Origin of the sequence: Jeotgalibacillus proteolyticus (assembly GCF_002926065.1) — a bacterium.
Lineage (GTDB): Bacteria > Bacillota > Bacilli > Bacillales > Jeotgalibacillaceae > Jeotgalibacillus > Jeotgalibacillus proteolyticus.
On record NZ_PREZ01000006.1, the window covers coordinates 1 to 23,214 of the forward strand.

At 39.7% G+C, this 23,214-nt stretch carries 23 protein-coding genes and 1 pseudogene; all 24 read right to left on the reverse strand.

The genetic code is table 11. The annotated features are described in order from the left end of the window. Nucleotides 1-222: 222 nt before the first annotated feature. Complete coding sequence (gene aceA / locus C4B60_RS15535; protein ID WP_104058959.1) at nt 223-1,506, reverse strand: isocitrate lyase; 1,284 nt, start codon at nt 1,504-1,506, stop codon at nt 223-225. An 83-nt stretch (nt 1,507-1,589) separates the two neighbouring features. Further along, nucleotides 1,590-1,889, reverse strand: coding sequence for a hypothetical protein (locus tag C4B60_RS15540; RefSeq protein WP_104058960.1), 300 nt, complete (start codon nt 1,887-1,889; stop codon nt 1,590-1,592). Between the two features lie 266 nt (nt 1,890-2,155). Then, a complete protein-coding gene (locus tag C4B60_RS15545; RefSeq protein WP_245154030.1) occupies nt 2,156-3,139 on the reverse strand; it encodes a metallophosphoesterase in 984 nt (327 codons plus the stop codon). 37 nt (nt 3,140-3,176) lie between these two features. Next, on the reverse strand, nt 3,177-4,967 hold the full coding sequence (locus C4B60_RS15550; RefSeq protein ID WP_104058962.1) for an ABC transporter ATP-binding protein: 1,791 nt from the start codon (nt 4,965-4,967) through the stop codon (nt 3,177-3,179). Nucleotides 4,968-4,970: 3 nt separating this feature from the next. Then, the gene (locus C4B60_RS15555; protein WP_104058963.1) at nt 4,971-6,149 is read right to left on the reverse strand and encodes a nucleotidyltransferase domain-containing protein; all 1,179 of its coding nucleotides are present in this window, start codon (nt 6,147-6,149) and stop codon (nt 4,971-4,973) included. A gap of 13 nt (nt 6,150-6,162) precedes the next feature. Beyond that, on the reverse strand, nt 6,163-6,612 hold the full coding sequence (locus C4B60_RS15560) for a lasso peptide biosynthesis B2 protein (protein WP_245154031.1): 450 nt from the start codon (nt 6,610-6,612) through the stop codon (nt 6,163-6,165). Nucleotides 6,613-6,624: 12 nt separating this feature from the next. Continuing rightward, complete coding sequence (locus tag C4B60_RS15565) at nt 6,625-6,921, reverse strand: lasso peptide biosynthesis PqqD family chaperone (protein ID WP_104058964.1); 297 nt, start codon at nt 6,919-6,921, stop codon at nt 6,625-6,627. After that, complete coding sequence (locus C4B60_RS15570; RefSeq protein WP_425331171.1) at nt 6,918-7,856, reverse strand: HPr kinase/phosphorylase; 939 nt, start codon at nt 7,854-7,856, stop codon at nt 6,918-6,920. The genes C4B60_RS15565 and C4B60_RS15570 overlap by 4 nt, the downstream gene beginning before the upstream one ends. A gap of 84 nt (nt 7,857-7,940) precedes the next feature. Further along, nucleotides 7,941-8,099, reverse strand: coding sequence for a paeninodin family lasso peptide (locus C4B60_RS21270; protein ID WP_135122130.1), 159 nt, complete (start codon nt 8,097-8,099; stop codon nt 7,941-7,943). 14 nt (nt 8,100-8,113) lie between these two features. Further along, nucleotides 8,114-10,057 carry an asparagine synthase-related protein gene (locus C4B60_RS15580; protein WP_104058965.1) on the reverse strand — a complete coding sequence of 648 codons (1,944 nt, stop codon included), beginning with the start codon at nt 10,055-10,057 and terminating at the stop codon, nt 8,114-8,116. Nucleotides 10,058-10,310: 253 nt separating this feature from the next. Next, complete coding sequence (locus C4B60_RS21275; RefSeq protein ID WP_135122131.1) at nt 10,311-10,436, reverse strand: paeninodin family lasso peptide; 126 nt, start codon at nt 10,434-10,436, stop codon at nt 10,311-10,313. Between the two features lie 15 nt (nt 10,437-10,451). Then, nucleotides 10,452-12,386 carry an asparagine synthase-related protein gene (locus C4B60_RS15585; RefSeq protein WP_104058966.1) on the reverse strand — a complete coding sequence of 645 codons (1,935 nt, stop codon included), beginning with the start codon at nt 12,384-12,386 and terminating at the stop codon, nt 10,452-10,454. Between the two features lie 200 nt (nt 12,387-12,586). After that, complete coding sequence (locus C4B60_RS15590; RefSeq protein ID WP_104058967.1) at nt 12,587-14,368, reverse strand: ABC transporter ATP-binding protein; 1,782 nt, start codon at nt 14,366-14,368, stop codon at nt 12,587-12,589. A 34-nt stretch (nt 14,369-14,402) separates the two neighbouring features. After that, nucleotides 14,403-15,047: pseudogene (locus C4B60_RS21745) on the reverse strand (glycosyltransferase). Next, on the reverse strand, nt 15,005-15,574 hold the full coding sequence (locus C4B60_RS21750) for a glycosyltransferase family protein (protein WP_245154012.1): 570 nt from the start codon (nt 15,572-15,574) through the stop codon (nt 15,005-15,007). Before C4B60_RS21750 ends, C4B60_RS21745 begins: the two are co-directional and overlap by 43 nt. Before the next feature lie 14 nt (nt 15,575-15,588). Further along, complete coding sequence (locus tag C4B60_RS15600) at nt 15,589-16,770, reverse strand: glycosyltransferase (RefSeq protein WP_104058968.1); 1,182 nt, start codon at nt 16,768-16,770, stop codon at nt 15,589-15,591. Beyond that, nucleotides 16,767-17,891, reverse strand: coding sequence for a polysaccharide pyruvyl transferase family protein (locus C4B60_RS15605; RefSeq protein WP_104058969.1), 1,125 nt, complete (start codon nt 17,889-17,891; stop codon nt 16,767-16,769). Before C4B60_RS15605 ends, C4B60_RS15600 begins: the two co-directional genes overlap by 4 nt. Before the next feature lie 19 nt (nt 17,892-17,910). Further along, nucleotides 17,911-19,092 carry a glycosyltransferase gene (locus tag C4B60_RS15610; RefSeq protein ID WP_104058970.1) on the reverse strand — a complete coding sequence of 394 codons (1,182 nt, stop codon included), beginning with the start codon at nt 19,090-19,092 and terminating at the stop codon, nt 17,911-17,913. Next, entirely contained in the window at nt 19,064-20,218 is a 1,155-nt protein-coding gene (locus C4B60_RS15615) for a glycosyltransferase family 1 protein (protein ID WP_104058971.1), read from the reverse strand. Before C4B60_RS15615 ends, C4B60_RS15610 begins: the two co-directional genes overlap by 29 nt. A 32-nt stretch (nt 20,219-20,250) precedes the next feature. Further along, nucleotides 20,251-20,592: a helix-turn-helix domain-containing protein gene (locus tag C4B60_RS15620; protein ID WP_104058972.1), complete on the reverse strand. Its 342-nt coding sequence runs from the start codon at nt 20,590-20,592 to the stop codon at nt 20,251-20,253. 24 nt (nt 20,593-20,616) lie between these two features. Further along, complete coding sequence (locus C4B60_RS15625) at nt 20,617-21,783, reverse strand: DegT/DnrJ/EryC1/StrS family aminotransferase (RefSeq protein WP_104059207.1); 1,167 nt, start codon at nt 21,781-21,783, stop codon at nt 20,617-20,619. 18 nt (nt 21,784-21,801) lie between these two features. After that, on the reverse strand, nt 21,802-22,437 hold the full coding sequence (locus tag C4B60_RS15630; RefSeq protein ID WP_104058973.1) for an acetyltransferase: 636 nt from the start codon (nt 22,435-22,437) through the stop codon (nt 21,802-21,804). Nucleotide 22,438: 1 nt separating this feature from the next. Beyond that, nucleotides 22,439-23,038, reverse strand: a complete 600-nt coding sequence (locus tag C4B60_RS15635) for a sugar transferase (RefSeq protein ID WP_104058974.1) — start codon at nt 23,036-23,038, stop codon at nt 22,439-22,441. Then, entirely contained in the window at nt 23,022-23,210 is a 189-nt protein-coding gene (locus C4B60_RS15640) for a hypothetical protein (RefSeq protein WP_104058975.1), read from the reverse strand. The genes C4B60_RS15635 and C4B60_RS15640 overlap by 17 nt, the downstream gene beginning before the upstream one ends. Nucleotides 23,211-23,214 lie beyond the last annotated feature (4 nt).

Below are 23,214 nucleotides of genomic sequence, written 5' to 3' on the forward strand. Positions count from 1 at the left end.
CCCGCAGGAGTCAGCCCCTTCCGCTTCAATCAACTTCTTATCATCGAGTTTGGTTATTCGAAATTTAAATGCTCTGAATAAATTCCTTTTTAGCATTAAAGGCTCATCAACTCTTTTCTTTAGTAAGTATGGTAAATAATATTCTTTATGAAGCATGAACTTTCTATATTAGGATCGAAAGAAAAGCCTTCTCCATGGTAGGAAAAGGCTTTCATTTTTTGGTTATGATCGTTGGAATTGTTCTGATTCAGTGGAACCTCGAAGGGCGGTTGTGGAGGATGTTCCTCCTGAGATGACCATGGATACTTCGTCAAAGTAGCCGGTTCCTACCTCGCGTTGGTGGCGTGTGGCTGTGTAGCCGCTGTCTTCAGCATCGAACTCAGCCTGCTGAAGTTCTGAGTAAGCAGCCATTCCGCGCTCTTTATAGCCTTTTGCAAGCTCAAACATTCCATAATTAAGTGCATGGAAGCCAGCAAGTGTAACAAATTGAAATTTGTAGCCCATTTGGCCAAGCTCCTGCTGGAATCTTGCAATGGTGTCTTCATCCAGCTTCTTTTTCCAGTTAAACGACGGGGAGCAATTATAAGCAAGCAGTTTGCCAGGAAATTTCTCGTGAATGGCTTCTGCAAATTTTCTTGCTTCCTCAATATTAGGCTCTGAGGTCTCACACCAGATCATATCTGCATAAGGTGCGTAAGCCAGCCCTCTAGCGATTGCCTGGTCAATTCCATCATTGGTATGGTAGAAGCCTTCAGGTGTACGCTCTCCTTTTATAAATGGCTGGTCATAAGGATCAACGTCGCTTGTAATCAAGTTGGCTGCATTTGCATCAGTTCTTGCGATAATAATGGTGGAAACACCCATTACATCCGCTGCAAGACGGGCAGAAACAAGATTTTTCACTGCGGTTTGAGTCGGTAGAAGCACTTTTCCTCCCAAGTGTCCGCATTTCTTTTCAGAGGAAAGCTGATCTTCTAAGTGGACGCCGCCTGCTCCTGCTTCAATCATTGCTTTCGTAAGCTCAAACACATTTAAATTTCCTCCAAAGCCCGCTTCCATATCCGCTACAATCGGTGCGTACCAGTAGGTGTCCCCTTTTCCTTCTGCCTGCTGAATCTGGTCGGCCCGCTGAAGCGTTTGATTAATTCGTTTAACTACTTGAGGAACACTGTTCGCAGGGTACAAGCTTTGGTCAGGATACATGTGGCCTGAAAGATTTGCATCTGCTGCTACCTGCCAGCCGCTCAAATAAATTGCCTTCAATCCTGCTTTTACTTGCTGCATGGCCTGATTACCAGTTAACGCACCCAGTGCATTTACGTAATCTTCGGTTGTAACAAGCTCCCAAAGGCGCTCTGACCCCATTTTTGCTAAGGTTTGTTCAATTACTACAGATCCTCTAAGCTTAATTACATCCTCTGCTGTATAAGGTCTTTCTACTCCATTCCACCGCTCCTGGCTCCAGCTTTCCTCTAATTGTCTTGCTTGTTCTTCTCTCGTTGACATGATCATCTCTCCCTTATCTATTATTGTTATAATACATTAATCAATAAATTAATATTGTTATATAACAGAAGGACCAAAAAAATTTAATCTACATCCGCACAGCACTCGATGGCTTCTTTAAATGATGAATAATCAAGTCCGCATGCTCTGCATACATTTGCCGGATCCATTTCTTCCTTCTTTCTGAAAACAACAATTTGCTCTGCCGGCTGTTCTTTAATTTCCAATGAACCAATTGCTGTCTCCTGAAGCTCAAATGCTTCATCCCCGTAGATAAACATCGTACCGCTAAGCTCCTGATTTGATCTTCCTTCCAATACCTGCTGAACAATCCAGCGCTCAATCAACTCTCTGCTTGTTGTTTCTTTTTGGTGTGTTTGCATGTTATTACCTCCCTGTTTGAATTTTGTAACACTAATATATAACAGATGTATTTTGTTTTCAACTGTTTTATAACAGTTTATTTTAAAAACTTTTATATGTTCCTCTTAAACACCTATATAACAAGGTTGTTTCACATAAAAATTTCCGAAAAACTTTTCGACAAGTGCCTGGCACCACCCGAAATATCAAAACCAAAAAAGCAGCGTCCGCTCTCTTCGCGAGAGCGGACGCTGCTTTTTGTTTTAGTATTCACCCTTCACTTTTTTCACCCTTCACTTGAGTCATCTTGCTCTTTTGTTAGGGTTATCAGGTTGATCTGTGGTGGGTTGAAAAGGCGGAAGTTTAGGAAGGATAAGGCGTCGCTGCTGCCGATACCGGTGCTTACGTATTGCTTTGTGCCATTGTATTCCCAGAGTCCGCTTACTCTGTCCCGCGGCGGAAATAAGCCGTTGCGATCATACCAGGCCTCTGGAACAAAGAGTGCACCTAGAAAAGGAATACGAATCTGCCCGCCGTGGTAATGTCCTGCTAAAATCAGCATGTTTTTTCTGATAGGAGAAATTCTCTCTAAATAATCCATCTGTACATCCACGATTGGATAATGGCTTAACGCAATCAGAACTTCATCGTCAGACTCCTGTAATTGACTGAACTGGAGAAGTTGCTGATTTTGATACTCCGCGTAAGCATGAGCCTTTTCGATCGGCCTTGCAACTCTTCCATAAACAGGGGTAAAACCCTCCCCCGGATCGAGTGAGGCAAGGTCAAAATTTATAAAATATAAGGAGTCCTCTCCCTTTTGAATGGCTTCAACCGATTCCAGAAGCAGAACCCCATGCTCTTCCATTTCCTGAATAAATGAGGTCTTTTGAACATTCCCATTCTGTGTTATCTCGTAACTGTCCGGATCTGTATTCCCTGGAACAAAAAAGGCATTTTCTTTATTTTCGATTCCCTCCAAAAGAGTGAAGAAGGCGGAAAAATCGGTTTTCTCCGGTTTATCCATCATGTCTCCTGTAAACACAATTGCATCGTATTCAAGAGCATTGATCTCCTCAATAAGTTTCTTCTGGCCGTCTCCAAATTCCTTTTCATGCAGGTCAGAAATCTGTAAAATCCGGTAGCCGTCAAACCCTTGAGGCAGCTGAGTCATTTCAATCGTTTGGTACTCAACTAAAAGCCGGTTATTATCCCAATAAACAAACACACCAAACAGTATGACCATTACCGTTATCACTAGTAGTATCATTCTCTTCACCGCTTGACTCTCCATTTATAAGACATCTTTAAGGAGCAATTTCCACCTGTTTTTTCAATAGATGATTAAAGACCTTAGATTTATCCTGCGCAAGCTGCTTGAAGCCGCCTTTTTGAACAATTTTACCTTCATCCAGCACGATTACCTGATCCGAGTTGCGAATAGTCGATAGCCTGTGTGCAATGACTAAGATCGTCATTTTCCCTTTTAACCGCTCAAGCGCTTCCTGGATATGCGCCTCGCTTTCAGTGTCAAGAGAGCTGGTCGCTTCATCGAGCACCAAAATTGAAGGCTTCCGTAAAATAGCCCGGGCCAACACGACCCGCTGCCGCTCGCCCCCTGAAAGCTTGATCCCTCTGTCTCCGATCAATGTATCAAGTCCCTGGGGCAGCTTTTCAACAAAGGAATCAGCTGATGCAAACTGCAGCGCTTCCCACAAATCCTCATCCGTTGCATCAGGCTTTACAAGCTGAAGATTTTCACGGACTGTCGTATTAAACAAAAACGGATCCTGTGGAACATAGCTCATCGCACGTCTGAGTGACAGTACATTTTGTTTTGTGAGTACTTTGCCGTCCAGCAGCACTTCGCCTTTTTCCGGATGATTTAATCCCATCAAAAGATCCACAAGTGTACTTTTTCCAGCTCCAGACCGTCCGACAAATGCAGTCATTTTATAAGCAGGAACGGTAAAATCAACATTCTCCAGGGTATAGTCGGGCTCCTGTTGATTGTACCTAAAATAAACCCCTTTGCACTCAATCTGGTGATTCAGTTGCATCGGATCAATCTGCTGGTTCTCAACAAATTCCTCCTGCACTCTGCACTCCTGCTGAAGAGCCTGCACAGCTTTAAATGCAGGCAGAACCGTCGCAATTTGTTCCAAGGAGGCTTGGATACCCGCCACTCTCGGCCACAAACGCGAAAAGATCACAATGATGAGCATCAACTGGGCAAGCTGAGCGTTGAACATCATAAGTGCAATATAAATAAAGGCTGCAATTAAAATCGCGGAAGCTGCTTTGTAATACACTTGAGAAGTCGTTCTAAGTTTCATATACTCAACCTGCTCCCGCTGCATTTCATGGGTGATATCTGCATACCAGTCAAGCCTTGAACGCTCGAGGGAGTTGCTTTTAATATCTTTAATGCCGTTAATTTGGTCGGTAATTCCGCCAATATACCGTTTTCCAAGTTCATAATTCCGCATGCCAAGCTCGAGCGAACGCTTTAAGAATTTACGGTTAAATAAGACCAGAACCCCTCCGCAGAGCAGAATAAAAATAGTAATGGTCGGAGCGAGCAGCAGTGCAAGGACAATCTGAATCATCGTTGTGATAAGTGAAGACATAAATTGCAGAACCGACTGCGTCCCTGAGCTTGCCCTTACCACTTCTGAGGTAAGAATATTAACAAGATCAGATTTGCGTTTATTAATAAAAAAGTGCCATTTCGAATGTAAAATCCCATTGTAGGTCTTGTTTCTAAGGTGGCGCAAAAACCCCTGCTGAATGATCGTATTTCGTATGGTGATTTTTTGATATAAAAGATTTTGGGTGATCGCAAGGATGACGAAAACACTTAAAATTACAGGCAAACTGATATGAACAGGTACATCATCCATAAACGAAAATATGCCGGCCAGCGGAATGGATGAACTGTCAAAATCAATGATGCCTGTAAGACCAATTAATGGAATCAACAGAAGTACAGCCACCCCCTCAAGCAGACCGATGGCCATCATGGCAGCTAAATTGACATACAGAACTCTTCCTGCAAATGAGTGAATCTGCTTTAAAAAGAACATAATTTGCTTCATGATTCAATCCCCCTGGGGTAGTGCATGACTTCTCGTTTTTCTCCACACCCATAAAAAAGGACGAAGAGGAAAATAGAGCACATGGAGTTTGGCTGGCAAGGGCAATGTTTGAGCATCTTCAGGATAAGGGTGCATAAAGCTCATTATAAAAAACAGCTTTTGTTTAAAAGACATTAAAGAAAATAAATGATTTTTATGATAGCGGGCAAATTCCTCCGGCAGAGGATCTGTATGGAGGTTTACCTGATTTTCCATATAAAAAACCGCCTGCTGAGCGAGGCTTGCGTATTTTCGAATTCCTTTCATCGGCACAGGCGATCCAAAAACGGATGAGGATAAATAAACTGCCTGTCCGCCTGCACGGAGATAATCATACTTTTCCAGGTGAGAAAAGGACCGCTTCCAGTTTACCTTCTGGTTCAATAATTGATGAATATCCATCAGCCAGCGAAGACGTGACCAGCCATGCCGGGATCCATGGGAAACGAGAAATAAAAACATATCTTCTCTTCCAAGTGTGTAAACAGGGGTTTTAGTCAGCCCGCTTGTGATTTTTCTGTTCCATAGTGCAGTAAAATCAGGCTCTTTTGATGGCCCCGGATTCAGCCTCCAGTGAATCTCTGCCTTCAGCTTCTTTTTCGGATGGAAATAGGTAACATGATGGTGCCGCCATTTCCAGTCATTTAACACAGTCTGGATATAATCATCTTTTTCATAGCCCCGGTCGAGCAGAATTTTTTCTGCTTTTTCCAATTCATCGATCGGAACGATAAAATCTAAATCGCTTGATGTACGCAGTGAAATGTCGCTATATAATTCATGAGCAAGCGTCGGGCCTTTGAGGAAGAGGAGTGGGATATGCTGTTCAGTAAACAGCTGGCTGAGCTGCTCCATTTCAGCCGTTAAGTGAAGCATTTGAAAGGTATTCCGCCGAAATAGATGAGTAAGCTCGTTTGTAACATGCGAAGGAACCCGGTCGCCCAACCGTTTTAATTTTGGAGTAAGAACAGGATAAACCCGGTGATGAAGCGTTAACTGCATAAACAGTTCCCAGTCCAGTTCAGAATACCGGTCAGTCAAACCCTCTGGAAATGCCTCCTCCGGCTCCCATTTAAGTAATTCAATCAGGAATTCAAGCTCCTGAGGAATGCGTGATAGATCAAGTTGAGATACGTTATCCATAGCCTGCTCCTTCTTAAACGTTTTTGGCAAATTTACTGACGACCGTAAAGCGTTCCATTCCTTCTGAGCCCGTGATGTAAAAGGGACCGCTTCTAATCCATGCATGCGCAATTAACTGTCCGTCTTCATCCCGGGCTGTCCCAAGATAAAGTGTGCTTTCAATCTTACGTTTTTCAAGCATCTTCATCGCAGCAATCGCTTTAACGAGGCACTGGCTTTCAAAAAAGGTATACTTGCTCGCAAGATGAATTGCCTGAGAAATTTCCCCGAGTGTTTTTTTATTTGCCGGGTCCGTCTCAAGCGCAGTTTCCTGCATGACCGCACCTAATGATGGGACGACCTTTGAAAACGGAATGCTTTTTAAGTAACGTGCCCATGCAAGATAAGAATAGGATTCAATCAAAAGCTTTTTTTGCGCCAAGCTAAAGGACAAAAATAAGGTTATTTTTTTAATCATCCCAATCAGTCCTTTCAATCAGCGTGAATGGGTTTCCAGTAACCCCTCTTCTGCTAAATGATCTAAAAATGTAAGAACCTGCTCCTCACATTCTTCCTTTGTCACATGGTATTGAGTGGTAAGGGATGTCACCAGATCCTGTACTGAAACAGGCTGCTCAAGCAGATCCCAGATATCTCCGCCAACCTCACCTAAGTTGTAATATTTTCCGTTTTCAATGCTCAGCATGACCTTCTCGCCGTCCATATCGCTCACAATATTTCCTTCCTTTTGACTAAGCAAATGAGTCGTTAACAGTTCATTATGTTTGATCATACAGCCTTTTCCTCCTTAAGAAATTTTTCTAAAATCATGTCAGTCAGCTGATGGGCGGTAAACTGAGTAACCGGTCTCCCAACCTGGTAAAAATCCATTTTATTTGCCATTTTTGCTGAAATAGCAAAGTGCCAATCCGTTAAGCCGGAGCGGGTGATGATAAAGTTGCGGTACGTATGATAAAACAGCTTGTGGAACCGTTCCAATTTTTGAATTTCTTTTATCTCTACCTGATCTCCCTCTATCTTCACAAGCTCTACAATCCCCGCTAAAGGCATTGGCTGGTTGGCAAATTGAGCTGCAACCGGTACAGCAAATTTTGTTTCTCGATCAATAATCGGCCGGAGATTGGCTGATTCCATCCCAAACTGATTAAGGCTTTCAAGCCAAAGCTTCTGCTGCGGGTAGGCCGGCGTTACCATCGGCACAAAATCCTCTGTTAACGTAACAGGAATCACATCATCACTTAACAGCTGGTAGCCCCTCTTTAAAAAGGCTGAAGCAAGCGTTGATTTTCCTGCTCCTGAGTCTCCTACAATCGCATACGCCTTGCCATTGATCGCAATCGCGCTTCCATGCAGCGGGAGAACTTTTCTCTGCATTAAAATTGCGCCCATACACGTCCCAAGAAGATAGAGCCGCAGTTGATCCTCCTTTGCCCCTTCATATGGAGAAACTGTAATCCGGTTACCGCCTTCGATTTTATAAATGGCGACCTTTGGAATTTCAAACAGGCAGCATTTTTCTTTAATAAAGAAATAGCGGTTTGGTTCCGCTGATTGCGCCCATTCCTCCTCCAAATTTCCTGTTTCGATCACAACGTCTGCTGACTGCCCCTCTGATTGAGGAAGCGGGGTTAATTCCTTCAAAACATATTCACTTAAAATGCTTAACCCAAATGCTTGATAAAGATTACCCATTTCACTTTTTATCAATTCATTCACCCACCTTTAGCACTTGCCCCTATACCTATTAGGCATAGGGGCAGCATGCTTAAGTAATAAAATAAAGATTCCGGATTAACTACCCTGTAAGCAGCTTGCATTTGATCTGCCTTCATGCGTTTCAGACTTTCCATCTGAAACATCAAAACAGTCAGCATTTGCGTTACCTGGGCCATTCATCGTCATGCTGATATCCAACACGTCAACCACTGGTGCTTTCCATTGCTTTTTCATTGTCTCACCTCCCTTCAGTCAAATTGTTTGAGAAATCGATGGATAATAAGACTTCTCGTTACTACTTTAAATTCATCCTCTGTAATCATTTCAGGGCGGGGTTCTCTGCCGAGTCTGTCAAAGGAGTTTTTCACAGACGTAAGATCAATAAACGGTGCAAGCTGCTGGTTTTTCAGCATATCCTCAATCTCTTCTATAAAACCTGTCCAATTTGAGGTCATCCGTTGAATCACATCCGCTCCCTGAAGGCCCCTTGTTGACTGATTCATCCTCACCCGGTCAGGCAGGTATCCCTTCATTGCCCGACGGATAAGGGAGCGGTCCATTCCATTTGTTGTGTACTGCTCCTCTGGTATAGCCAGACAAAACCGTATGACATCAATATCATTGGTCGGATCCCGGTCCCACAGAGAGTAGCGAAGGGACAGCTTCGTTGAGGCGACTCCGCTTTTATTCCAGACAAAGGGCTGATTGTAGTAGGTTCTTCTGTAATCAGACAGGTTGTGAACGACGATCCCGTTTTGATCCATCCCATTCGCTTCTAGCTTTTCAAACACCTTCGTTCTTTCAGCTAAAGCCGGGTTAATAAATACCGGGAATTGATAGTGCTCCTGCTGAACTTTTGCTGCAAACTTTGGAAAAGCCCGTTTTGCTACAAAAGGAACGAGCACCGACTTTCCGGTTTTAAAGTTTCTGCAGTACGCATCCAATTCGATATAAAGCTTCATCCACCTCAGCCTTTTAAAAAGCTGAGCATAAAAGTTATACGTAAGCGTCATGGATCCCCACGATATTGAATGATTGCCTCTCGAGCCATTCAGCATGACCTTAACTCCCTTTTGCTGCGCCTCCTGATTGATGCCTTTTAACCAAAAAGTATTTTCGAAGAATTTATAAGGCATTTCCATAAGTTCTAAAAAATCATCTACTTCGGTTAAGGGGCTTTTTTCATCAAAGGGTAAATAATGATCCTTAATATTCCCCACATGTCTGACCGTTTCTTTGATAAACGGTGATTCATTCGGAACATAATAAGGATCTGTCCAATCCTGAAAACCTTTCAGGGGAACAGCGCTAAAGGTATGAAGCCTTTTATTTTGCTGCTTAAGCTCATCAGCAGCAAAGCTCACCACTGACCCTGAATCAAGCCCCCCGCTTAAATGAGAGCCGACCTCTCCATGTGTCCGGATTCTTGCTTTCACCGCTTTTTGGAGAACCTCTCTAAATGCTTCCTCATACTCATCGTTGGACTTCAGCCTAAGCTTGTCATCTCCATCCAGGAGGCTGTATCGGGAAATCGAAATCTTGTCCTTTGTGACAGTCATGCGATGAGATGGTGGGAGCTGCCTGATCCCTTTATAAACGGTAGACAGCATATCCACCGCCTCCACCATGGTTGGAATGGCAATAAACTCTGCCAGCCAGTCTTCATTTAGCTCTTTCTTTATATACGGAAGCGTAAATAACGGCTCGATCAGTGTAGAAAAAGCAAAACGGGCTTCATTATGGTAAAAGTAAAGCGTCCTGGCACCTGAAAAGTCTCTTGCGCTAAATAACCGCTGCTTTTTCTCATCCCAGATCATAAAAGCAAAATCACCCTTTAAATGCTCGGGCACCTCTTCTCCCCATTTGGAGTACGCCAGTAAAATCAACCGGCTATCCGGCATGGAACTTCTCTCTTCCTTCTTAACTCCTAATCTAGTAAATAATTCGTCTCTGTTATCTATAATGGCATCAGCAGTAATCGCTAACTTTCTTTCATCATCATAAGCGGGAAGTATTTCTCCCACAGATTCCAGCGTAATCCACTGTGCGTGGCAGCCGAGAAATAAATTTTTATTCACCCACGTCCTCCTGTCATCCGACGGAAATGCTTCATAGGATTTCATCATGAGCTGACTTTGCTCAATAGAAACCGGATCGCTATTGATATGATAGATTCCTGTAATGGCGCTCATGTTGTCCTCCTTTTAGATGGATGGAATTGAAGGTTGTTCTATATAAAGAACATAAAGGGTAAAAAAATATAAAAAGCTAAATAAAATATAACAACGATATCTATGTTCTGTATTAAGAACAAGGTATATGATAAAATTATCATCTTTTGATGTTAGTGTCAATCATCGAATAAAATATTTAATAGATAAAACATAAAAAGGGCTCTTATACTTAATGCTTATGTATAAGAGCCGATAAAATAGTTTATGAATTCTAGCTGTCGAAATGAATAGTTTCATCCGGATCTGGTTGATCTGCATCAGGTATCGTAAATCCTGGACCAGCCATTGTATTCACTATCTCTAATGCTTCAAGTGTTGGGGTTTTCCATTCCTTCATAAATTTCACCTCCCTTCAAATTATTTTTTTAATAAATCTAGAAACTATAATACTCCTCATTAACGTCTTAAAATTTGCATTATAAACATAATTTGTTCCGGGATTAGTAGGATCCGTCCTGGATAGCGCTGCTCGTAAAACATCCATATCAATTAAATCTTTCATAATAGGATCTTGTGTTACCTGATAAACCTCAGCCATGAATTCTTTCCAGTCCTGCTGCATTCGATGAATACCATCACTTCCCTGAATGCCCCGAACCTTTTGATTTAGTCTAATATCATCCGGTAAATAGTTCTCAGTTGCCCGCCTGATAAGGAGTCGATCAACACCATTTTGTACATATTGATCTTCTGGTACTGATAGACAGAAATTTATGACATCCAAATCGTTTGTGGGATCACGCCCCATTACCTTATATCTAAGTGACAATTTTGTTCCGTTGGTACCCGTAATATTGCAAAAAGTAAGTTTCTCAAATTGCTTTCTTCTTGCCTCATAAGAATTAAAATAGGAGTAAGATGCTGCGTCCATTTTATGTTCTTTAATTTTTTCCAACACTCCTGTTTTATCCGCAAATGAAGAATTGATAAGAAGGGGAAAGCTTCCAGCTGACTTTGGTGATGATAATTCTGCAATTATTTTACCTTTTACTACAGACCATACACGTGACTTTTTTGCACCAATATTTTTACTGTACTGATTTACTTCTCTAAAAAGTTGTATCAGCCTCAATTTTTTAAATAAAAGAGTCTGGTACTCAAGAGCTGGTCCCCAAGATACTGTCCAATTTCCCCTTCCTCCATTTAACAACACCCCTACCCCTTGTTGTTGGGCTGTTTGGTAAATTCCTTTTGTCCAAAAAGAGTTCTCAAAAAACTTATAAGGCATTTCATAGATTTCTAGCCATTCGTTAATTTCTGAATAAGGGCTTCTTCCTTTAAAATCTAAATAGTGATCTTTTATATTACCTACAAAATTCACGGTGGACTTTATTAATGGTCTCTCGTCGGCTATTCTACTCTTAGGAGTCCAATCTTTAAAATCATTCTCAGGTACATAACTGAAGGTCTGCAGAAGTTTATTTTGCCGTTTTAAATGAGGAGCGGCAAAGCTGACCACAGATCCTGAATCAAGTCCTCCACTCAGCTGTGATCCAACGCTATGGATGGTTCGTGTACGCGCAGCCACTGCTTTTTGAAACACATGCTGAAATGCCTCTATATAGTCATCACTCGAACGAAGCTTTAGCTTTTCAGCATCCATTTTTACTGTTTCATACTTCTTGATCGTTATTTTTCCATTTACGAGCGTTAAAGAATGAGACGGTGGAATTTGATCTATGTTTTCATATACTGTTGAAAACGGCTCAACGGTTTCGTGCATCCCCGGGATAGCAAGATATTCGGCGAGCCATAATTCATTAATTCTCTTTTTAACGAAAGGAAGGGAAAGGAATGGTTGAATCATTGTACAAAAAGCAAACCTTGAACTATCTCGATAATAATAAAGTGTTCTGGTCCCTGAAAAATCCCGGGCTCCGAAAAGCTTTCTCTCCTTTTCATCCCAGATCATAAATGAAAAGTCACCACGCAAATACATTGGTGAGTCTTCTCCCCATTTTTCATAAGCTAATAAAATCAGTCTGCTATCCGGCATCCCCTTTTGATCCTGTTTTGCTATCTGCAGTTGATCGAAAAGCTCTTTACGGTTATCAATAAGAGCATCAGCAGTTATTACCAGTTGCTTTTGGTAATCATAGAAGGGAAGCTGCTCCCCTACTGACTCCTCCGTGATCCACTGTAAGTGACATCCCATAAACACATTTTGCTGACGATAGGATTGCCGGTCATCAGAAGGAAACTGAGCCAATGCATTCATCATTGCCCGGCCATATTCAGCTGAAACTGGTTCGTTGTTTAAGTTAATAAGGCCTGCGATTGCGCTCATGGGAGCCTCCTTAGCATGTATCTTGGGATTAAATTTCTTAATTAAGAACAATTAATTTAAAAATTAAACCCTTTGATAACTCATTGAATTTTTGTTCTTTATATAGAATGTAGTTTAAATTTTACACTGTGAATGCGAATTGTCAATCCTTTTTATTCCATATTCTATTTTATTTTTAGCCAACTTTTTCAAAGTTATAGTTAAATAACTTTCCTTTCCCCCTTGTTCTCTGTAGAGATTAGCTGTCCATTTTCCATTTTAAAGACAATATCACAATTTTGGATCGTACTTAATCTGTGTGCAATAATAATTAGGGTTTTTTCACCTTTAAGTCCATCGATAGCCTTCATAATTTCTTTTTCCGTTTCATTATCAAGAGCAGACGTTGCCTCATCCATAAATAATATCTCCGGGTTGTGATAAAGGGCACGAGCTATTCCAATTCGTTGCCTCTGACCTCCAGACAGCCTTACTCCTCTTTCTCCCACTGTAGTCTCAAGCTGATCAGGAAGAGATTGAACAAATTCTTTTAGTTGTGCCTGTTCAAGTGCTGACCATACCGCATCATCATCTATCTTTTCCTCCTCCAGCCCAAAAGCGATATTCGCTTTAATCGTGTCATCCGATAAGAAGATGAATTGAGGAATATAACCAATCTTTTGCTGCCATAATGATTTAATATTTTTCAAGCTTCGTGAGTCCACCCGTACGTCCCCATGCTCAGGTTCCAGGAGACCTAGGACGATGTCTATTAAAGTGGTTTTACCTGCACCTGATTCGCCAATAAAAGCTACTGATTTTCCAATTGGTATCATCAAATTCACATTGCGAATCGCTAGCTTTTCTTGATTTGGATATTTAAATGAAACTTTCTCTAATGCAATTGCTTCTTTGAACACTCTTTCCCCGTTATTTAAGTAATGAATGCTTTTATCAGATCCTATTTCTTCCTGAACCTTATACTCATCTTTTTCAAATAAATCCCCATACACTACATCTAAAGCAGGCTGACTATACCGAATCGTCGTAGTTAATGCAACAACTCTGGTAATTGAAGGCATTAATCTGAAAGCGGCCATAGCAAAGAGTGCCATAGTAGAAATTAATTCAGCTGTATTATTTCCTTGAAAAATAATAATTAGCATGGTTAATAATACCGTGGAAACTAGAAGCGTTTCTATAAATAGACGAGGAACTTGCTCAAGCATTTTCATGTACCGGTCATTATTGGCCTTAATCTGACTTTGTCTGCTGTAAGCATTTATAAAGAAGTTCTCTTTCCCTGTCACTTTAACTTCCTTGCTTCCCCCCAATCCTTGATTCACCCACTTAATCATATTCCCACTAACTTTCTGCTTCTCTTTACCAAGGGAACTGATCTTTTTTTTGAAAATAGAAAAGAAAATAAAAACACTCCCACCCATTAATAGTGCAGCGGTAAGTGTAGCCAATGGAGCAGTTATTAATAATAAAATCATTATACATACTATAACTAGAAATTCAGTTAAAAGTTGAAAGCTTGACAATACCATTCCCTGAAGAACTTTTGGTACTTCATCATTTACGTTCCTTAATAACTCTGCTGTATTCCTTTGAAGATGAAAGGTGTATGGTTTAGTTAGATATTCTTTAAAGAGAGATCTTGAAAGTTTAACCTGCTGGTTAAGTATTACTCTAAACTGTGCGTAATTGTATACAAGAAGATACAGGTTTTTAATAATGAATACTGTAAGTAACATTACAACCGAAAAAACAATAAAAGATGTAGTTGATTGGAAATTGAAGAACTCATATATTGTTGCTAAAACCTGTTGCTCTTGAATCACCTCTGGTGTTGTAAGCAAACCTACAAGAGGAACGATCAACCCAATTCCAACCGTCTCTAAAATAGCTGCGAAAATCATCATTATAAATAGATAAAACATTTTTTTCTTTTCCTTTTTATTAAAAAGTCTAATTATCTTAAAAACGGCTAGTTTCATAAGTTTCACCTCTCAGTTGGTCTATCAAATTTTTTTATACTATAAAGGGTATTGATAATTTACATTTTTGTTCTTTGCTCATGTTTTTAGAAAAAGACTCTCTTTTCTTTTTATAAAGGACTAACTCTTTAATTGCTAAATAAATTGCTTCTTCATTTATTGAAACAATCGACCCTGTCTTTCCATTAGTAAGCTGTTCTGTGCTTCCATTAAAATTGGTAGCAACGATGGGTCTATTAAAAAGTTTGGCTTCAAGAACCGTTATACAGTACCCTTCATATCTTGAGGGCTGTACATATATATCACATTGATCCATGAAGATTTAAGGGTTCTTGTTTTCTCCTAATAAAATAAACTTTCCCTCTAAGTTATGCTGCCGAATCAATTCTTCATAATTCCTTCTTTCACTGCCTTCCCCGACACAATACCATTTAACGTTGTAACCTTCCTCTACCAGCTTACTCATCGCTTTAATCGCTAAGTCCTGTCCTTTTTCATGTGAAAGCCTTCCAACTGTTAAAATCCTTAATCCATCAAATTTGTCTTCAAAGCCTTTTCCTTCCCCGGCTTTTCTTTGAATTACCTTGGGAGATACGGTATTGAGAACAACTTCTGTTTTATTTTGGATCTCCGGAACTAAGTTAAGGAGCTTGGATTCCCTTCTTCGGATACTACACATATCCTGTCAAATTTCTTGTAGATTGTAGAAGCGAATTTTAAGTCAAAACCTATTTTCGTCACATCAAAATGAATCCACTGAACTTTTTTCTTTGCTTTCATTTTATGAATAACAAAATAGCTTATGAGATCCATTGGACCAGCATAAGCTACAGCTATATCATATTCACTTTTCAGCTTAGGAATGTCTTTTAAAAGGTAACGAAGAAAAATGGATTTCCTTTTCATTAATTTTGACAAAGCATAATTAAATGAAAAAGGAATCCATTTTAAAGATCTTTCCCTTATAAAGTTGATAATCGAAATCTTAGGCGGATCATTGTAGAGCCTTTTTATCGCTTGGTACTGTCCCAAGTATTCTACTTTTACATAGGTAGGAATGTCCTCCAGAAAGCCTCCGTATTTCTCCAGCAACAAAATGGTAATTTCGTATTCTTCTTCTGGAATTTCTTCAATCATGTTCAGGAGAGCTTTTTCAGTACCTCCAATATTCATATTGATGAGCATAAACACAATTTTTTTCTTCATCAGTTAGCTCACCTTCATCCGATTAGTCTGTAAATTTTTTCGATTTCTTCCGTGTTACCTTTTTTTTCGAACTTTAAATTTTTTATTATATTCTTACGTAACTGTTCATCATTAATTAATTTTAAAACTCCCGCCGATATTGCTTCAGCATTCATGTCCACTACTAGACCATTTTTTTCATTCACGATTTGAGAATTTACCCCACCAAAATTTGTAGTAACGATTGGTATATTTAACAGTCTAGCTTCTGCAATCGCTAACCCAAAACCTTCGAACCTAGATGACTGAACATATATGTCACTATTTTTTATATAGTTATAGGGGTTTGGATGAGTGCCTAAAAGTATAAAAGTGTCCTGCAATCCGTATTCTTTAATTAGTACTTCTAACTGTTTTTGTAAAATACCTTCTCCAATAGCGTACCATTTAATGTTATAACCATTGGTTTTTAAGAAGAAACAGGCTTTTATTGCTAAATCATATCCTTTTACCTCAACTAACCTTCCGATTGTAAGGATTCGAGTACCATTAAAATCATCTAGAAATCCATTTGAGTTATTAGATAATTCATTAATCAATTCAAAGGATAGAATATCATTAATTACTGAAACTTTTTCTTTAGTAAACGGCATTTCTTTCAAAAAAATCTCCTTATTTCCTTCTGATACAGCTACAATTTGATCAAATTTTTTATAAAATTCTTTATCAAAACTCTTGTTATATCCTGCTAACTTATAGTCGGTATTTATCCAACAAATTTTTTTAAAAGCTTTTATTTTGTCTGCTACAAAGTAAGTTGGAACGCCTTGACTATAGGCTATAGCAGTATCATATTTCTTATCCAGTTTTTTAAAACCTTTTGATAACCACTTCCAATTTTGTTGAGCACTATGGAATCGATCCTTTAATATCGGGTTCCTTAACGCTAAAGATAAGCCGGCCTTGAGATATATTTCTTTGAATTTCTTGTTTAATAAAAGGGACTTAAAATCCTCACGAAAATATGAAATTAAATTAGGTGTTTCTAAAATATTCACTTCTTTTGGTAATGAAGAAACATATAATCCGTTTTGTGAAAACATTAGTAAATCAACGTTATACTTGTCGTAGTCAAATAGGGAAAGTAGTGAGGAAAGACTCTTTTCAGCTCCTCCACTGCCCAAAGAATCTATAACAAATAATACAGTCTTTTTCATAAAGCATCTTTAACCCGTTTTTTTGTTAATAAATTTTCTAAATAACTTTTCGAGAAGTTTATTTTTGTATCAATGATTTCCACAACCTCATTGTAATCAATTGGTTTTAGAATGTCTGTAATAATTCTATCTTCTTGAACCAACCTATCATTGAGTTTCAATTCAGTTAAAAAATCTCTCATCCTTGTGTTTATATTTTCAGTTCTGTTAACGATCGCAAAATTTTTCTTAAAAATAACGGAAAAAACTGCAGCGTGAAATGAGTTCGAAAAAATAAATTGAGCATCTCTGACTAAAGAGATAAAAACTTCGGGTCCTACATATTTGAATTGTTTGTGTGCATACTTAATATTTACCGGGTTAATGCTGTAAATCTTATACCCTTTTTCTCTTGCTAATTCAGTTGCTAACCTTTCAATTAAATTGCTCTTCTCGAAATCGTAAATAAGAATGTATTTTTGTTTAAACTTTCTTTTACTAATTATATTCCAATCATGTTTACTTAATAAAAGGGTGGGATCCACTACAGTCACTGCTTTAGAAATATTCATCTTATTCAAGATATCTACTGCACTAGTTTCTCTTACACCAATTCCGTCAAGTTCCTTCACTCTTTTTTTCACAAAAGGTATCCAATTATTTGATATAAAATCAGTTGCAAAACTGGCAGCATAAGATAACTTTAATTTTTCTTTTGGTGCAAAATCTAGATAGAACGCTGGATCTTTTCCGTTTTCAAATAAACTATTCCAAATTTGATCACTTCCACAAATGTATGCATCTACAATCGGTAAATTTCTTAGCTCATCATTTGTCGTGTAAATATTTTTAGTCAATTTTAAAAATTCAAAGGTGAAACTATCAAATGCTTTCTTTCTCTTTAACCCAATTAATCGCAAGGGGAACTTCATCATCAAATATAACCACTTAAGTATGATATTTCTTTCCCATTTTGGATTATCAACGTTCAATAAATTATAATGGTTATTTAAATACTTCGGTCTGTAATCAATAATTTCTACTTCATGACCACATGTTAACAAAAATTTCATTAAAGCATAAGCTTGGAGTGAAGCCCCGTGATTATAGACGTTATGACAGGTTATTGTATATATCTTCATAGGTTACTCATCCTCCAGATTAGGTAATTAAGCTATATAATTTTATTAATTCATTACTATTATTAAAATTTATATTTTTGCAATTTGATGATAAACCATCTCTAATCGAAGGAGTATTATATATCTTTATTATTTCCTTAGTAATACCATCAACTGAAAGTTCACATATTAAGCCGTTTACTCCTGTTTCCAACTGACTTTTTGCCGTTGAATAATTCGTAATTAGTACAGGCTTCGATAAGATCTGAGCTTCACTTACCGTTACGGCTTTACCTTCGTAACGGGAGGGCTGAACATAGAGATCAGCTTCTTTTATAAATGGATAAGGATTAATTTTCTTACCAAGTAAGTAAAATTGATCTTCAAGACCATACTGCTTGATCAGCTGTTTGATTCTCTTTTCATCGCCGCCATACCCTACGACGTACCATGCAATATTGTTATACCCGCTATCTTTAATTTTTTTTAGTGCCTCCACTGCGTTATCTATTCCCTTTGCATGTGAAAGTCTGGCAACTGTGACAATTTTAAATCGAGTATCTGTTGTCATTGGATTTTCTGTTTTTTCTTCACTTTGCAGCATGACAAACTGTGGTGATGTTATGTTTTCTATTACCTTCGTTTTAGCAGAAAGTGATGGGTATTTGGATAAAAACGCTTTTTTGCAATCATCAGAAACCGCAATAATATGCTGGTAGGATTTCCAAATTTCCAGATCAGCCGCCTGATCCGTCTCTACATTTGAGAAATCGGTATGAATCCAGGCAATTTTCGTTTTTGCTTTCACCTTTTTGGCTGTAAAGTCATGTGGCCATAAGTAGCTGATCGCCACATCATACTCTGCTTCAACTTCTGGCAGGAAAGGTAACGCGTATTTCCACATGTACTGCATCTGCTTAATGCCTGATTCAGCAGAATTAGATTTATTCGCTTTATATTTGGCGCGCATTCTCGCTATAGCAATGGTAAGCTGACCGGACTTGATCGTGTCCTTTACTGACATGCGAAAGGTTTTATATACTTTGTTTTCAGGTAGTAAATTTACCTGTTCTGGCAGAAGACCAAGAAAATCACCTGTATGGCTATAGAGTAATAAATCCACTTGATAATTACTGTAGTCAAAATTATTTAACATACTTATTAAGCTTCTCTCTACTCCTCCTACTTCCATATCAAATGAGGAAATTAATATCTTTTTCATTGGCTCCTCCCGTTTTTTCTAAATAGTATCCTGCTAATTTTCTTATTGAACTGGCAACTGTGTATTCTTTTGTTTCAAATACCCTGGAAACTTCGTATGGCTGTAACAGCTTCTTACCAGCTATGCTGATTATTTCATCGACCCATTGAGCAGTGGAGTCACTTAGTGATCTCCTTGAAATGAGGCCCATTCCCAGGTCAGCTTCTTCCTGTATGGCTTCAGAGACAAGACACGGCACTCCGCTAGCCTGTGCTTCCAGCAGCACCAGACCAAGCCCTTCATAAACAGAAGGAAATACAAATACATCCATGCACTGGAGCATAACAGGGATATCTTGTCGTAAGCCTGCAAACACAATACTTTTTTCAATACCCATTTCCTTTGCTTTTACGTTAATCTTCTCTTTTTCATCTCCATCTCCTACTAATAGCAGCTTGGCTGAAGGCTCTTTTTTTAACAGAAACTCCAGTACCTCAAGAAGAAAGAGATGATTTTTAGCCTCTATGAACCTTCCGATATGACCAAGGATTAAACTACCTTCCAGCCCATGCTTTTCTTTAAACTTTACTGCTTCCGATTTATTTTTTTCTTCCAAAAAAGCTTCAACGTTAATGGCATTCGGGATAAAGGAATACTTTGTACCTTCTATTTCTCTCTCACCAAACAAGTATTTCCCTGCGCCTTTACTGCACGCCAGAAGATGGGTGGAGTTATAATTAATTATCTGTCGCATGCTGCTCAAATACATTCTTCTACTAAAAGATTGACTATCATCCTGTGTGGTATGAGCATGTGCGATTCTTACTTTAATTCCTGCAATACGTGCAGCAGTATTGGCAATCCCACAATGGAACAAGGTGTGTGAGTGTACAGCAGCGTATGGACCGTTATCTTTAATAGCCTGAACAAGCTCTCTTACTGAACTGGGGTTGGAAAGACGGATGATTTTACCTCCATAAAACTCAATTTCCTGATCATAGTGGGCTTCTTCAGAACTATAGGAAACAAAATCAAACTGTAACTTCTTTTTGTTAATTCTGCGATATAGATTCATTAGCATTGTTTCTGTTCCTGCCCGGTTCATTGCTCCTGAAACTTGAAGGATTCTTTTAGGTTCTTGCTTCATGCTCTCACGACCTTACTTTTTCTAATGGGAATTTAAGAATGTTCCTCCTGCTGCTGCCTCCACCTCACAAACTCAAGAATCAATTTATATTCATGAAGCTGCTCTTTGCTTGTCAGGTTTTCTTTTAAATCCTTTACAAACAGGGTCCATTCTCTGTCCTCTGTTGCGGCTGGGTCTGTTGAGACATCCAACAGCACCTTCAATTCAACATCCAGTACATGAGCAATTTTTTCCATGACCTGAATCGAAGGGTTTTGCTTAAGATTTCGTTCGATGTTGCTTAAATAGGATTTTGAGACACCAGCTCTTTCAGCGAGCTCGGATAAGGTAAATCCTTTTTCTTTTCTAATGGCTATAATGTTTTTTCCAATCATCTTATATACCTCATGGTTTCTGAATTAAAGCACAACATGGTCTGCCACTTTGGTCTGCAGTGCTGTTTTAACCTGGGTGATGACTCTTGTTTGTTCATCCTCTGCCAGGTTTGAGCCTGATGGCAGACAAATTCCTGTATCAAAAAGAGTTTTCGCTATGTCTTCCTCATTGGAGTGCGAGTAGTAGGCTCGCCCTTCAAATAAAGGCTGCAGATGCAGAGGCTTCCATACTTGCCTTGCTTCAATATTGTTTTTGGATAAAGAATTCACTATTTGTGAAGCGGATATGCCCGTTAGGTTTTCATCAACCGTTAAGGCGGTGAGCCAGCGATTTGATTTTGTTTGTGCAAGCTCCGGCATAAAGGAGATGCCTGGCATATTTCCTAGCTCTTTTGCGTAACGGCTATAAATTTTTCTTCTTGCAGCGACCCTTAACTCCAGCACCTGCATCTGGGCAATTCCAATTCCGGCAAGCACATTGCTCATGCGGTAGTTATAGCCCATTTGACTGTGCTGGTAATACGGGGCATTATCCCTTGCCTGTGTGGCAAAAAACCGTGCTTTTTTTATGGCATTCTCATCGTCCGAGACAAGCATTCCTCCCCCTGAAGTGGTGATAATTTTGTTGCCGTTAAAGGAAAAGATTCCAAACCTTCCAAACCCTCCGCTCGGCTTTCCTTTGTAGGTTGAGCCGATGGATTCCGCTGCATCCTCGATTAGGGGAACCTCATAGGTATCGCAAATCTGCAGGATTTCATCCATCCTGGCACTTTGCCCATATAAATTAACGACAATGACTGCTTTGGGAAGTTTGTTTCTTACTGCAGCCTCCTCCATAGCTCTGGCTAAAGCTGCAGGCGACATATTCCATGTCTCAGGCTCAGAATCGATAAAAACCGGCTCCGCTCCTTGATAAAGAATTGGGTTGGCACTTGCGACAAACGTAAGCGACGAACAAAAAACCTTGTCTCCAGCTGAAATATCCAAAAGAGACAGTGCTAAGTGAATGGCGGCCGTTCCTGAGTTGACAGCAACAGCTGCCTTTACTCCAGCTAAAGCTGCAACCTGTTTTTCAAATTCATCAACATTAGGACCCAGGGGCGCAACCCAGTTCGTCTTAAAGGCTTCGGAAATAAAATCACTCTCTTGCCCGCTCATATGGGGCGGTGACAGATAAATTTTTGAATTCATCAAATAACAGACCCCCTATTATGAAATTCTTTCAATTTTTCTTGTTAATCTGGCCGGACACCCAACAGCAGTTTGGAAGGAGGGGATGGACTTCGTTACAACAGCCCCAGCACCAGCTACTGACCATTCTCCTACAGTAACTTTAGGAATAAGTGTAGCCCCGGCCCCGATGTGAACACCTTCTTTCAAAGAGACATTTCCCGTTAACGTAGCGTTAGGTGACAGATGAACATAATGCTCGAGCTTGCACTCATGCTCGACGATCGCTCCAGAGTTGATAATGACATGATTTCCTGCCAATGATCCGGCGTTTATGACTGCATTAGCCATCACCACTGTTCCATGTCCGAGAACTGCTTGCTTACTAACAAAGGCTGAGGGGTGCACAAGCGTTGCATATGCTTCAGGCGGCAGATTAAATTTTTCAGCTAGTTTCTTTCGCGTGGAGTTGTCTCCGACTGCAATGACAACTTGTACTTCGTCCTGATATAACACCGGAAGCTTTAAAGTCGACTCATACAAAATATTGTTTAGCTTGTAACCCTCCAGAATTTGATCGTCTAAAACTGCAATAATCGTATGGTCGTTTAATTCTAAAATTAGATCCTGCACGACCTGGCTGTGGCCCCCGTTGCCAACGATAATAAGCTTCATGCTAGCTCACACCTTTCGAACCTGTGAATTTTTCCATAGTAGCGTGGTTCCGCTGCGTAACCCCCTCTTTTTTAAAAACCTTTTTCACTGTGATAAATAAAATTTTTATATCCACAAGGAGCGAATGATTTTTTACATACCATGCGTCCATCTCGAATTTTTCTTCCCATCTAATAGCGTTTCGCCCATTTATCTGTGCCCAGCCTGTAATTCCTGGTCTGACATGATGACGGGTGAATTGGTCCTCTGAATACAGGGGAAGATATTCCATCAATAATGGTCTCGGACCAACCAGACTCATATCGCCTCTAATTACGTTTAGCAGCTGCGGAAGCTCATCTAAACTGAATTTGCGGAGAAATCGTCCGGTTGCTGTAAGTCTTTCTTCATCTGAAAGCAGCACTCCGTTCTTATCAACACTGTTTTTCATGGTCCGGAATTTGATAAGATAAAAAGGCTTTCCATGAAGACCCGGACGCTGCTGGGTGAATAACACCGGTTTTCCCATTTTAACCAAAACAATCATGGCCACAATGACCATGATTGGAAAAAGAATGATAAATAATAGCAAGGAAAGAAAAACATCAATAAACCGTTTCATACGCATCTGACTCCTGTTTTGCAGCTGCTGATTTTTTGTGATGTAACATCTTATGTTTAATCTCTTCCACCATTGACAGTAAAGACACAGACGCGTCCTCGTTGCCTTTTCGCAGACAATCGGCGAGCAGCGCTTCAAATTCCTTTTGAGTTAATAGTCCATTTCCCCTCATCTTA